Raw genomic sequence first — 13,070 nt, forward strand, 5'->3', positions numbered from 1 at the left:
CAACTTTCAATGGATTGGATAATTATTTCAGGGTCTTCTCCAAGCAAGAAGTGCTCAAGGTTATGAATAATACCTTGGTCTGGATTATAGGCGGGATCGCGAGCCGTTTCATTCTCGGGTTCTGGGCGGCCATTATTTTCAATATCAAAGTGAAAGGCAATATGTTTTTTCGCATTCTATGCTTGCTTCCATGGACGATTCCTTCGATCGCGGCGGCGAATCTGTGGCGTTGGATTCTTAAAGCAGATATTGGCGTATTTAATGAATTTCTACAATCGATAGGCCTAGGGTACTTAACCAATAACTGGATCGGCGATCCCCGGACAGCTTTGTGGTCTGTGCTTGTTGCTTATGCATGGCAAGGTTTTCCATTTGTTATGCTTATGCTTCTTGCCGGCATGCAAAGTATTCCGAAGGAGTTATATGAAGCGGGGAAAATCGACGGGGCTCATTCGGTGCAGTTATTCCGGTACATTACGATTCCCAGCTTAATGCCGATCATTCTGGTTGTCCTCTTGTTGGAATTGATCAATGGGTTGAATACGTCCGATATGTTGATGGTATTGACCGGCGGGGGACCGGCCGGAGCAACCGAAACGATTGGCTTGTTCATCTATCGCATCGGATTTGTCAATTTTGATTTCGGAGGCGCTTCGGCGATTAGCCTGGCACTGCTCCTTTTTGTCATTATTTTGTTCATCTTTTACGGAATTGCGGCCAATCAGGCCATGAAACGGAGAGATATCCAATGGTCCGTAAAATGAGAATTTCCCTGCATGTGGGATTCTATTTATCAGCTCTTCTTCTTTCCGCCTTTAGCTTGATTCCCATCCTATGGGGAGTCAGCACTTCATTGAAATCCGAAAGTATGGTTTATAAACAACCGCCTGAGTGGATCCCCTCATCGCCTACGCTCGAGAATTACTTGTCTATTCTAAGAGACCAAGATATGTTGGGGTATTTTCGAAATACGGTCATTATTTCGACAGGTGCCACTGTATTTTCCTTGATAATTGGTATTATGGCAGCTTATGGATTTTCCAGATTTAAATTTCGCGGGAAAAACGTATTGCTTGTTTCCATTCTCTTTACTACGCTGTTTCCCAAAATCGTGATTATGATCCCACTATATATGACGCTGAAGGATCTTACACTTTTGAATACTTACACAGGGTTGATCCTAGTCTATATGATCGTCGTTCTCCCAATCGCCGTCTGGCTGCTAAAGGGCTACTTCGATAAAATCCCTTATGAAGTGGAGGAAGCTGCCATCATGGACGGATGTTCGATCTGGAGCCGGCTTTGGCGGATTGTGATACCGATCTCGTTACCGGGTATTGCGGCTGTAGGTTTATTCTCGTTTATTGTTGCCTGGAACGACTTCTGGTTCGCCTTGATCTACAGCTTCGGGAAGGAAACGAGAACACAATCCGTAGCTCTTGGTTTCTTCATCACTCAGATGGGTATTCAATGGGGGAAACTGATGGCGGGTACAGTTCTCGTAAGTATTCCATCCATTCTCGTTTTTGCTTTTGCGCAAAAATTACTTGTAAACGGCTTAAGTGACGGTGCGGTGAAAGGATAGTAAATCGCTATCAGGACCATTCTGTTTTAAATAAGGAAAGAACGAAAGGTGACAACCATGATTGATTTATTGATTCAAGGAGCCCGGCTGCCAGGTGCTAAACAATTCATGGACGTAGGTGTCAAGGATGGGGTCATCACTTGTGTTGCTCCAGCGGGGGAACAGGCCATAGACGCAGTTATATTGGAACAAGCTCATGGTGCGATGCTTCTTCCCGGGGTGGTTGAGCCACATATTCATTTGGACAAATCACACCTTCTGTCAAGAATGAGCAGCGAGGCCACTTCTTTACAAGAAGCGATCCGGATGACTGCAGAGCTCAAGCAAGGGTTTACTCGTGAAGATATATGGGATCGTTCACTCGCTACGATTCAGCAGGCTGTTCGCAATGGCGTTACCCATATGCGCTGCCATGCGGAGGTAGATCCAATTCTTGGTTTGAAGTCCGTCGAAGTTGCATTGGAACTAAAAAGCCGGGTTAAATCTTGGATGGATTTGCAAATCGTCGTCCTACCCCAGGAAGGTATCTTTCAAGCTCCCGGGACCGATGAATTGATGGAGGAAGCGCTTCGCCTGGGAGTAGATGTGGTTGGAGGCATGCCCTATCAGGATGCCGATCCGGGAAAGCATATCGATTACGTGTTCAAGCTTGGTGAGAAGTATAAGGTTCCCATTGATTTTCACACTGACTTTTCCGACAATCCGGAAGATCGCACCATACTTGATATTGCTGATCGAACAATCGCATCCGAATTTCAAGGCTTAGTCTCGGCGGGGCATGTCACATCGCTGGGATCGATGCCGGTTTCTGAAGCATGCCGAGCCATCGAACGAATCGCGCAAGCGGATATCTCGATTATGTGTTTGCCCGCCACCGATTTATATATAAGCGGTAGGGGCGATAGGGAGAAAATCAGGCGTGGACTAACTCCCGTGAAGTTATTGCTGGAGCATGGGGTGAATGTAACGGTCGGCGTTAACAATGTGAGAAATGCCTTCACGCCATTCGGTAAGGCTGATCCCTTTGAGGTTGCCTGGCTGCTCGCAGTTGCGGCTTACATGGGCAGCGAGGCGGACGCTCGGCAGCTGGTCCACATGCTGACTTCGGGTGCGGCGAGGGCATTGGGCTTGCATGGGTACGGCCTTCATATCGGCGCCTATGCCGATATGGTGCTTTTCCCGACGTCATCTTCGGAGCGGGACATTTTGCTGGATCAACCGGCATGCCGAAAGGTTTGGAAGCGCGGCGTCAAGGTTGCCGAGGCTGTTATCCCAACAGGCCCGGCATCGAGTTAGTCATTTCTTTCCAACTTGAAGGCACCTTCATGGACTGATGGGGGCAATATAGAATAATCGGCACCGCGCTTCATTTATAAATAATGAAATGATGTCAGTCGTGCAGATCCGCTTGCAAAATTCGGGAGGATTGGAACGTCGACTCTCTTTCTGTACAATGGAGACAGTAATGGACGCTTGGAACGGAGAATGGGTCATGTTTATCTATACGTTTGCCTGTCATGAAAATGAAGCGGGATTGTGCGGCATGGAGCAGCGGGCGCTGGTGGGAGCATTCGAAGCAGAGGGTGCTGGATATATCCGCAGCGTGCGGGAAATCGATCCCGGCAGAAGCCCGTTTATAAAAGAACGGATGCGGATCGAAGGCGAATTCGAAAGTATAGGGGAGCTGAAGGAAGCGGCATCGGCAATGGAGCTGGGCGGGGAAACGTTCAAGGTGCGCTGGCTCGATATCGATTCAAGCGCCAAGCTTGAATATACGGAAAGACTGGCGCTGGAACGGGAAGTGGGCGCCTGCATTCGCGGCCAGGCGGACATGCGGCGGCCGCAGCGGCTGATCGGTGCCGCCCGATTGGACGGCAAATGGATGATCGGCGCGCTAACGGAAGCCGGTTCGGCATGGCGAGCGCACGTCGACAAGCCGAGGCAGTATTCCACGGCGCTCGGCGTCCGCACGGCGCGAGCGGTCGCCAACATCGCCGTGCCGGACCCTCGCGGCATTCGCGCCGTTGATCCGTGCTGCGGCATCGGGACGGTGCTGTTGGAGGCATGGTCGATGGGGATCGATATGGACGGATTCGAAATCAATCCGCTTGCGGCCCGCGGCGCAAGGGAAAACATGAGCTATTTCGGCTATCCTCCGCAGCGGGTGCGGCTGGGCGACATGCGCGCCGTAACGGAACGGTACGATGCCGCTGTGCTCGACATGCCCTACAATCTGTGCTCCGTCTCTCCCCGCGGCGAGCAGCTGGAGATACTGCGGTCGCTGCGCTCCATGGCGGCAAGAGCGGTCGTCATCTCAACGGAGCCGGTGGAACCGCTGCTTGCCGAAGCCGGGTTCGATATCGAGGGCCGCTGCGAAATGCGCAAAGGAGAGGGAGCTTTCAAGCGGCAGCTGTTTCTTTGCCAATAAATCACTAACGGAGCGTCATGCGCTTTCGTATACTTCAATCCCTTTTCCGTCCGGAAGCGCGGAAGAGCCGACTTTGCGGAAGCCGTTCCGCCTCCAGAACTTCAAACCCGGTTCGTTTTCGATCAGAACGCCGAGCCGGAACGACGCAACCCCGACATAAGTTTCCCCGTCTTTGATCAAGAACCGCTCCGCGCCGGCTTTTTCGGCATCTTTGCGGTCCGCCGACACATCGTCTTCATCCAACGTTTCCTTATCTCTGGAGATGCGGTTGAAGAAAGCGTTAGAGTTCAAAATGGTACATTCGACGGCAAAATTATCGCTTGATACGCATTCCAATGTAAGCATGCCAACGATCTCCTCGAAAAATATTCAGCCGCCTCCGCGACCGGAGGAATCACCCGAATCCGGGTCTGAGTTCGGGTCCGGATTAGGGTCTGGGAGCAAGTCCGTGACCGGGTCCCGGTCCGAGTCCGGGTCCGGGTCCGAAACGCCGATGCCGGCGGAATTCCAGCGGACGCTGCCTGCAGAATGACCGCCCCCATGGAGCGTATAGTCCGAGGAATGCCGGCGCAAATGCCGCTGTTCCAGCAGCTCCTGTCTCCGTTCCTCGGCCAGCGCATTTTCATAATCGTGATTCATCCGTTCGATCAAATCCTTCATGTCCGAGGCGTGTTTCAGCGCTTCGGCATACAAGCCTGCGGCAAGCAGCTTGCCGGCTTTGCAGCTGAGGGATTCATAGCGCTGACGATAGTGCCGTTCATTAATCCGGCCCCGGCCAGCCGCTTGAAGCGATTCGTAGCCGGTTTTCCCCGCCTGCATAAGAAGCAGCGCCTCCTGTTTGTCAGCAGCCGCGCGCCCCACATGTTCGCGCAGCGCCTCAATGTCCTGACGGTAATGCTCCAGCTCGAATTCCAGCGAATCCAAATTAAAGGGTTCGGTTTGGGCCAGTTCCCGGGTCTTCCGGCCCAATGCCTCTGCCGTTGCCCGCAGCCGTTCCGATTCTCCGGTTAAAACGAGTGCTTCCGAGCTAACTGCCTGAAGCGTTTGCCGGTAAGACTCCTGCAGGCTTCCGATTTCGTTCCTGCATGCTTCAAGCCGCTCCGCCAGCTTCCGAAATGTTTCGCCGCACTCCTGAACGGTTTGTTCCGCTGCGGACAATAGCGGCGGAAGCTGATCGAGTAAGGCACGCGCCCGGTCGAACTGCTGCTGCGCATCGGAAGCGAGTCCCGAAGCTTCGACCAGCCGCGCTTCCGCATCGGCAGCATCCTCTTTGGCCCGGCGGAATTTCTCCAGCAAAGCCGACCAATGAATAACGGCGTAAGCGGAACGGATTTGCTCAAAGGGCTGTTCAAGGTCGGCGATTTCTTCACACAGTACTGCGGTTTTATTCAGCAGCCGTTCCGCATCGAACCGGGTCGCGTCCTTCAAACCGGCCTGCGCGGCAGCAACTTCCACCGCTTCGGCAAGCAGGCGGTCCGCCTTCATACCAAACGATCTCACTTCGCTCATGTCGCCCCGCCGCAGCTCCCTGTACATCTTGTGAAGGGCTTCGCGCGCCAGACCGAAGTTGAAATAGGGGTTCAGCCGCTGAATCGCTCTGCCGATGCCGGCCGTCTCTCTAATTTCGTCCAGACGGCTCCGGCAATCGGCAATTGCGGACTCGAAACGGTCAAATTGGTCGAAGAACAGCGGAAAGTCGTCCATATCCCCGGTGAGGAGATCCAGCATCCCCAGGCAGTTCCGGGCGATCGTTTCGGCCGCAACCGGATCTTCAGGCAGGCTGGCGAAGGCGCGGCTGACTTCCGATTCCAAATGCTTCAGCCTGTCAAACAGCGCCTCCAGCGGGAACGACGTTGCTTTGGACTGAAGCTCGATTTCGGTTCGCAGCGCTGCCGACTGGGCGGCCAACTGGCGGATGGTCCGCTCAGCCTCCCGGCCCGTATCGGCAATCCGCCGGATTTCCGCGGTATTGCGTTCGGCGCCGGCTGCAAGGCTGTCCAATTCTGTTCTTAATGTATCGGCTTCGGCGTTCAGCCTGGTGTAATGCAGCAGGAAAATCCGGCTGCGTGCAGACTGGCTTTTCAATTCGTTCAGCGTCAGCAGGGAGCCGGACAATTCGCCGTTAATGCGTTCGATCAGCTCCTCCGTCATGCCCCGCGCTTGTCCGTCGTATGGCTTCAATTCGGCCTTCGCCTTGTCGATTGCCTCGATCAGCTCGTCAATCCGTGCACGCTGCTGCTCGAGTTTTTGCCGCTTGCGCCATCCGAATAAGACCGCAACGCCGATTGCCGCCGCAGCTGCAGCCGCAGCGATGAACCAGATCCAGCTGCGACCGCCTCCGCTGCCGCTTGCAGCGGCTGCCGCAAACGCGTTTCCGCCGAGCATAAAGAATAGAAGAAAAGACAACAACATCCATCTATAATTAACCATTTAGGAACCTCCGTGCTGAAAAACCATTTTCCCGCGACTGCAGTCTGGAGCATAATTCGGCTTTATTCGTCATAAATCCGACATCACGCGGCTGCTTAACTACTTCGACAAACGCTTTCGTTTCCCTTCGCCCAGATCATGCAAACAAAGGAGCCGTGACGCCCGGGTGCGGCATTCCCGCCATTTTTTTGATACGATAGAAATAGAAACTTATGCTAATGCCGTCATTGAGACATGATATACATATCCAAGAAACGGTTGGAACCGAACTGATGATGGGGGTTGGAGAAAATGACAATGACGACGGCGCCAAACAGGCTGCTGCACATTTACTTGCTGGCGGGCGTGAAGACTACGTTGTCTGCCTTTTTTGAGTGCCGAAAAAAACTGGAAAATCTGTTTGCGCAGGACGGCAGGCAGACCACGATACATGTGCTGTTTCCATATGGCGACTATACGCGCAATCTGTGGCGGCAGTTGTGGGAGGTGCGGAGCGATTTTAACAGCTGGCTCCTCCCATGGCGAATAGGAGGCAGGGCGGCTGCCGAAGCGATCCGCACTTCCCGCGCAGAAGGGCAGGTGCTCATCATCGGACACAGCGGGGGAGGGGTGGCGGCTTACCAGGCGGTACGGATGCTGCAGCGGCAGGGCGCGCTTGAAAATACGGACATCCGCATCGTGCAAATCGGATCTCCGAAAATCCCAATCGAACCGCTTCTGCGGGAGCGGGTCGCCTACTTTCACGCGGTGGACGACAGCGGACGCCTGAGCGATCCGATCAGCCGGATCGGCAGCTGGGGCGGCTGGAGCGCGGGAAAGCGCTCGCTGCCGCGTTGGAACCAGCGCAAATACGCGCCGGGATTCGTGAAAGGCATTCCCGTTATCGGCGGCCATGCGAACTATTTCCGGCACACCGCGCCTTATGTGGATGCGCAGTCCATATGCAACCTTGATAAAACGATCGATGGCATCCGCAGCTGGTTGAAAGGATGGTAACAATGCGTTAAACTGAAAATAATATAGAAACAATTTTTTTGTAAGTTAAAAAAACGGCCGCCCTGGGAGAGGGAGTCGAACCGGATGAAAGGGGACGGGTGAAAGATGGATATTATTCGCAGCGAAGAGCGGTTTCACCGCGATGTGGGCTGGGTTGAAAGCTATTCCAGTTTTTCGTTCGCGGATTATTACGAGGAGAGCAACCGCAGCTTCGGTCCGCTGTGCGTGTTCAATGAAGACCGGATTGCGGGCGGGCGCGGGTTCGGCGCTCATCCGCACCGCGAAATGGAAATTGTAACGGTGGCGCTTGGCGGCCGGCTGAAGCATGAGGACAGCAGCGGCCATACGGCGGTTACGACGTTCGGCGGCGTACAGCGGATGAGCGCGGGGACGGGAATCGTCCATTCGGAAATGAATCCTGACGAGACGGAAGAATCGCATCTGCTGCAAATCTGGTTTCATCCCGAAACGCGCAAGCTTCCGGCTTCTTATGAAACGACGACCTTCGACATCCACAAGCTGCGCAACAACCTGCTGCCGGTCGTGTCGCGCAATTCCGGTCCGGGCGTCGCCCATATACACCAGGACGCTACGCTTTATTTATCCGATCTGGAGGAAGGCGCGGCGCTTGTTCATCGTCAGGAGCCGGGGCGGCTGATGTATTTGTTCGTCATTCAAGGGGAGCTCACGCTGCCGCAGGAAGGATACACGCTGGCCGCAGGCGATACGGCGCGCATCCGCAGCCGGACGGAGCTTGTGCTGGGCGGCGGGAGCGGCGGAGCGCGTCTGCTGCTGATCGATATGACGGCCGCCGCGGCCGGAGGGGAGCGTGCCGTATGAGCGGGACAAAGACGAGGCTGCTGATCAAGCTGGTCATCGGAAGGGCGTTGCTCGACACGGCGGAGAGCGGGCACCGTTTTGAGCTGGAGGAAGCGGGCCGGGGGTGGACCATTACGGTGTACGGCATGAGCGCCGCCGACGCGGCTTTTATCGGGGATAATATCGGCCAGCTTAATTTTTTCCACTTCGTAACCGCTCTGGATGAATCTGCGGCGATCCAAAAATATTGGCTGTACGATCTGGACGAGCCGCTGTTCCGCTATGACCGTGCCACCGGAACGGCCGTGTTCGAGCTCGATTCCAAGGTCGCTTATACGAATGAACGGGTGTAAAATAGTAAACGGGAAAGTCAAATCGGAATGAAGACCGAGCCGAAGGCAATATAAAGCTCGTCAAGGAGGTAACAGATGGCCGATACGTATACGTTTACGAAACGCGAGGAAGCCGCCAATGCAATTACGCACGGGGTCGGCGCCGCGCTCAGCATCGCTGCGCTTGTGCTGTTGATCGTGTTTTCAGCGGAAAGAGGAACGGCGCTGCACGTCGTCACCTTCACGGTTTACGGCACGGCAATGCTGTTGCTGTATGCTGCTTCGACGCTCGTGCACAGCTTTCCGGAAGGGAAAGCGAAGCGGGTGTTTGAAGTGCTCGATCATTCGTTCATTTATGTGTTTATCGCGGGCACGTACACGCCGATTCTGCTGCACATCGTACAGGGCACGCTAGGGTGGACGCTGTTCGGCGTCATTTGGGGATTGACCGCCGCCGGCGTTGTATTCAAATCGTTTTTTGCCTCGAAGTTTCTGTTCACTTCCACGCTGCTGTACATTGCGATGGGATGGGCCGTTGTTTTCGCCTGGGAGCCGCTGACGGAGCATCTCGCTCCGGGAGGATTGAAGCTGCTTATTAGCGGAGGCCTGCTGTACACGTTCGGCACGGTCTTCTATATGTGGCGGAGCTTCCGGTTTCATCATGCCGTCTGGCATTTGTTTGTCCTCGGCGGTTCAGTCGTCCATTTCTTTGCGATCCTGCTGTACGTGCTGCCCGGACGATCATAACGGTCTGAAAAAAAGCCGGATCTTCACAAATTGGCTGGTCAAGGAACGAATAACGGCTTCTCTGTCCGCGAATGTTGCAAGTAAGCGAACGGGTTCACTGGTTATTGCAGTCGACCGGGCCAAGCTATCTGTTATTGCGGCCCGGCGCAGAGGTTTCCTTGGATTGACGCGGCCATAACGTATAGCTGAAGCTAATCAGAAAATCGATGGACAGCACGATGGACCACAAACGGATCACCTGCAGCAAAGCATCTGTCCGGCTGTTCTCGTCCACCCATAGGATGATGCCGTACAGCAGCGCGCACCCGATCGCCCACGAGAGCAGGTGCAGAAACCAGGCACGCCGTTCATTCCGGGCGTGTTCCTTGCCGAATTTAACCTTTTTCGCCGGGGCGGGTCCTGAGGCGAATCGGTGCGCGAAGCGGATATCCGCCCATCGGATCATCCGGTGACCGAAAGCGATCGAAATTCCGATATAAACGGCCGCCAGACCGTGAGCGAAACCGGCTTCCGCGCCGCGCTGCAAATCGGCGACTGTTGCTGCGAGCAGGATCATATCGACAGCCGGGGTACAGGAAAGCAGTACAATTCCCGTCTTGTTCAACTTCAGAAGGTATCGACTCGCCAATCCGGCCAGCACGAACCCCCAAAATGCGATTTCGCAACCTGCGATAAGGGCGGGGATCACAAGCAACTCCAACTCCTTTTTTAGTACAATTGTATTATAAAAACAGAATTATTATAACACAGTTGTGCTAAAAAACAACGATGATATAATAAAACTATGCCGAAAATCGTAAATCATCAAAAACGTAAGGAACAATTGGCGGAAGCGGCTTGGCGGGTCATCCGAAGGGAAGGCTTGGAGGGCCTCTCCGTGCGTCGCGTGGCCGATGAGGCGGGGATGTCTCTCGGATCGCTGCGTCATTATTTTGACACCCATGCCGAGCTGCTTGCTTTCTCCATGCGGCTTGTTTCGCAGCGGGTCAACGAGCGGATCGAACAACTGCCGTTTACCGGGGACGCCCGTCGCGACATCGAGATGATTATCGCGCAGTTGCTGCCGCTGGACGAGCAGCGCTTGGCCGAGGCCGAATTATGGCTCGCTTTTGCCGGTAAGGCGATCTCCGATCCGGCAATTCGCAAGATGAGCCTGGAAATGCACGACGAGCTCTATAATGGGTTTCGGAGAATGATCGACAGCCTGATCTTGAATAAGCTGGCCAAGGACGGCATCGACGCCGAGCAGGAGACGAAGGAGCTGCATGCGCTCGTGGACGGACTGGCCGTACATCGCGCGACTTTCCCGGAACGGGTTCGGGAAGATGACTTGATGCGCATCGTCTCCCATCATTTGAACCGTCTTTTCAAGAACTGAGGCGGAGGGCCGGAAAATAGCCTTCGTTCACATGCTTGTTCCCGAAGGGGACCCGTTTGCTTCGGCTGCGGTTCCCGCACCGGGCGGGGGCGTGTTGTCCAAGCCGTGAATGGTCTTTTCCCAATAAAAAGGCTTGGTGATGAGCTGCCATGCCGCTTTGTAAGCGGAGATGCTCATCATGACCCAGTAAAGCGGCGTGAGCAGCGCGTATTTGACGAGCGAGTAGTTCATAAAATGCTGGTTTTTCTTTTTCAAATCCGCAATGACCCAGTACACGCCGGCAATGTTGCTGAACACAAACAGGAAGTTTGCGATAAACAGCTCGGTGGCGGCAAAGTAATAAATATAACCGGGGAAAAACAGCGGAATAAATTCCAGCTTCCAGCCGTACCACAGCACAACCATCAGCCAAAACAGCGGATTGAGCAGCGGAATGACCGGCGTTGCCAGCACCATCACCTGAAAGCCGAGAAAGCCTTTCAAGCCAAGCTCCCTCGCCAGCCGCAGCGGATTGCGCATATGGACAAGCCACGTTTGCATATATCCTTTAATCCAACGCGACCGCTGCCGGATCCAATTGAAAAAGCGGCTGTTCGCTTCCTCCCACGTGCGCGAATCGACGATGGCGGTTTTGTAGCCGTGCTTGTACAGCCTGACGCCCAGATCGGCGTCCTCCGTCACGTTGTACGGATCCCACGCTCCCATCTGCTTGAGCACCGACATTTTGAAATGGTTGGAGGTGCCGCCAAGCGGGATCGGAACGTCGAGCTTCATGATGCCCGGCAGCAGCAGCTCGAACCACATGCTGTACTCCTGCGTGAACCAGCGCGTCAGCAGATTCTGTTCGCTGTTGAAGTAATTCAGCTTCGCCTGGATGCAGGCGAAATTGTCCGGACAGCTGCGGAACGTCAGAAACACTTTTTTGAGCTGGTCGGGATCGGGCCGATCCTCCGCGTCGAAAATGACGACATATTCCCCGCGCGCCCGGATCAGTCCGAAATTGCACGCTTTCGGCTTCGTCTTCGGCAGACTGTCGGGAAGAATCAGCACCGTATAATAAGCCGGAAGCTTCATCACCTTCAGCATGTCCCGCATTTCCGTATCGTCCTCTTCGATCAAAATCCGCACATCAAGCTTCGACTTCGGATAATCGAGCGATTCGATGTTGGCCAGAAGGTGAGGTAGCACCTGTGCCTCCTTGTACATCGGGACGAGAATGGTATAGATCGGCAGCTCGCGTTCGTCGACGGCCGCCACTTCCTCTGGCGTGAAGCGGAACTGCGAACCGCGGCGCGAGCCGAGGATAATGATCATAAATTTGAATACCGACATCGAAAAATAAAACAGCTGGACCGCGATATTGGCAAGCAGGATCGTTCTCCAGAAGCTGGCGATGAGCCCGGTAATGAAGAGCAGTGTGGAGACGGCGAAAAAAATGATCTGCGGCTTCGTAAACGTCGTATGCGCCGAGTTGTGCGGCTGCTCCACCGACAGCTTCAACGTGCTCTCATGCATCATCTCCGAGCCGTAGACGTCCGCCCAGAACGTTTCCATCTCATCCTTGGTCGCCAGCACTTGTTCGATCGGCATGCCGAGCAGCGACTCGATATGGCGCGCCTGCTCCTCCTGCAGCGGCGCGCTGACCGCGACGAGAAACCGGTTCACATACTGGTGTACGACGACGGCCTCATAGGAACGAGCCAGCCTTTCGGGCAGCTTGAGCGTGGAGGTTGGCGTAATATCTTTGCCGATCCGTCCGAGCTGGAACTGGATGGCGATGAACCGGTACAAGATTTCAGGCTCGACCATCTTCAAGGAAAGCAAAATATCGCCGATGCGGCCGCCGCTGTTGCGCTGGAACTCCAGCGCCTGCTCCAGCTGTTCCTGCGTAATGACATTGGCGGAAACGAGCAGATCGCCGAGCATGCTGCGGCAGGGCGGGCCGGAGGCAAACTGCTGCAGCGATTCCGAATCGGCAAAGCCCATATCGATCAAAATATCGCCGAGTCTGCCGCCGTACCGTACCTGCGAAGCGATGGCCGCTTCCAGCTGCGAGCGGCTGATGACGCCCTGGCTGACCAATATATCGCCCATCCGGCCGGAGGTGTGCGCTTCTTCCGGTTCTTCGGCCGGCATCATTTGCAGGTACAGGCGCTCATACGACTCCTCGATCCGGCGCTTAAGCTGCCCGGTTTCGGAATCGGCCAGCAATTGTTCCTGTTTGAAGCGCTCCCGCTGCTGAAGCAGCAGCTCCCGCGTTTGCGCAAGCAGCCGACGCTCTTCCTGCAGCAGGCGCCGCGTATACCGGAAGCGGACGCCGCGCCACTGGATGCGCATTTTTAGCGGCTTCACTTC

13 protein-coding genes are annotated in these 13,070 nt (G+C 54.8%); 9 read left to right on the forward strand and 4 right to left on the reverse strand.

Translation table 11 applies throughout. The annotated features are described in order from the left end of the window. The first annotated feature begins 62 nt into the window (after window positions 1–62). From VN24_RS15100 to VN24_RS15115, 4 genes are all read left to right on the forward strand, one after another. The gene (locus VN24_RS15100; protein ID WP_158453678.1) at window positions 63–764 is read left to right on the forward strand and encodes a carbohydrate ABC transporter permease; all 702 of its coding nucleotides are present in this window, start codon (window positions 63–65) and stop codon (window positions 762–764) included. Then, a complete protein-coding gene (locus VN24_RS15105) occupies window positions 749–1,585 on the forward strand; it encodes a carbohydrate ABC transporter permease (RefSeq protein WP_045671073.1) in 837 nt (278 codons plus the stop codon). The genes VN24_RS15100 and VN24_RS15105 overlap by 16 nt, the downstream gene beginning before the upstream one ends. A 57-nt stretch (window positions 1,586–1,642) precedes the next feature. Further along, entirely contained in the window at window positions 1,643–2,881 is a 1,239-nt protein-coding gene (locus tag VN24_RS15110) for an amidohydrolase family protein (protein WP_052702979.1), read from the forward strand. 169 nt (window positions 2,882–3,050) lie between these two features. Beyond that, window positions 3,051–4,013 (forward strand): TRM11 family SAM-dependent methyltransferase, encoded by a 963-nt coding sequence (locus VN24_RS15115; RefSeq protein WP_045671074.1) that lies wholly within the window; start codon window positions 3,051–3,053, stop codon window positions 4,011–4,013. 15 nt (window positions 4,014–4,028) lie between these two features. Here the strand turns inward: VN24_RS15115 and VN24_RS15120 are convergent, their stop codons facing one another. Continuing rightward, complete coding sequence (locus VN24_RS15120; RefSeq protein ID WP_045671075.1) at window positions 4,029–4,358, reverse strand: hypothetical protein; 330 nt, start codon at window positions 4,356–4,358, stop codon at window positions 4,029–4,031. A 24-nt stretch (window positions 4,359–4,382) separates the two neighbouring features. Then, a complete protein-coding gene (locus tag VN24_RS15125; protein ID WP_045671076.1) occupies window positions 4,383–6,443 on the reverse strand; it encodes a coiled-coil domain-containing protein in 2,061 nt (686 codons plus the stop codon). 291 nt (window positions 6,444–6,734) lie between these two features. On the opposite strand from VN24_RS15125, the gene VN24_RS15130 reads away from it, so the two are divergent. The 4 genes from VN24_RS15130 to trhA all read left to right on the forward strand — a co-directional run bounded on the left by VN24_RS15130 (window position 6,735) and on the right by trhA (window position 9,337). Continuing rightward, on the forward strand, window positions 6,735–7,439 hold the full coding sequence (locus VN24_RS15130; protein WP_238590701.1) for a hypothetical protein: 705 nt from the start codon (window positions 6,735–6,737) through the stop codon (window positions 7,437–7,439). Between the two features lie 105 nt (window positions 7,440–7,544). Then, window positions 7,545–8,279, forward strand: a complete 735-nt coding sequence (locus tag VN24_RS15135; protein WP_045671078.1) for a pirin family protein — start codon at window positions 7,545–7,547, stop codon at window positions 8,277–8,279. Then, a complete protein-coding gene (locus VN24_RS15140; protein WP_045671079.1) occupies window positions 8,276–8,611 on the forward strand; it encodes a hypothetical protein in 336 nt (111 codons plus the stop codon). Before VN24_RS15135 ends, VN24_RS15140 begins: the two co-directional genes overlap by 4 nt. 75 nt (window positions 8,612–8,686) lie before the next feature. Continuing rightward, a complete protein-coding gene (gene trhA / locus VN24_RS15145; protein WP_045671080.1) occupies window positions 8,687–9,337 on the forward strand; it encodes a PAQR family membrane homeostasis protein TrhA in 651 nt (216 codons plus the stop codon). A 124-nt stretch (window positions 9,338–9,461) separates the two neighbouring features. On the opposite strand, the gene VN24_RS15150 is transcribed toward trhA, so the two are convergent. Beyond that, a complete protein-coding gene (locus tag VN24_RS15150) occupies window positions 9,462–10,025 on the reverse strand; it encodes a hypothetical protein (RefSeq protein WP_045673338.1) in 564 nt (187 codons plus the stop codon). A gap of 96 nt (window positions 10,026–10,121) precedes the next feature. Here VN24_RS15150 and VN24_RS15155 point away from each other — a divergent pair, with 96 nt between their 5' ends. Continuing rightward, window positions 10,122–10,715 carry a TetR/AcrR family transcriptional regulator gene (locus VN24_RS15155; protein ID WP_045671081.1) on the forward strand — a complete coding sequence of 198 codons (594 nt, stop codon included), beginning with the start codon at window positions 10,122–10,124 and terminating at the stop codon, window positions 10,713–10,715. A 27-nt stretch (window positions 10,716–10,742) separates the two neighbouring features. Here VN24_RS15155 and VN24_RS15160 read toward each other — a convergent pair whose 3' ends face one another. Further along, a complete protein-coding gene (locus tag VN24_RS15160; RefSeq protein ID WP_045673339.1) occupies window positions 10,743–13,052 on the reverse strand; it encodes a cyclic di-GMP-binding domain-containing protein, MshE-related in 2,310 nt (769 codons plus the stop codon). Between the last annotated feature and the right edge of the window lie 18 nt (window positions 13,053–13,070).

The sequence above is a fragment of the Paenibacillus beijingensis genome, assembly GCF_000961095.1.
Taxonomy (GTDB): Bacteria; Bacillota; Bacilli; order Paenibacillales; family Paenibacillaceae; genus Paenibacillus_O; species Paenibacillus_O beijingensis.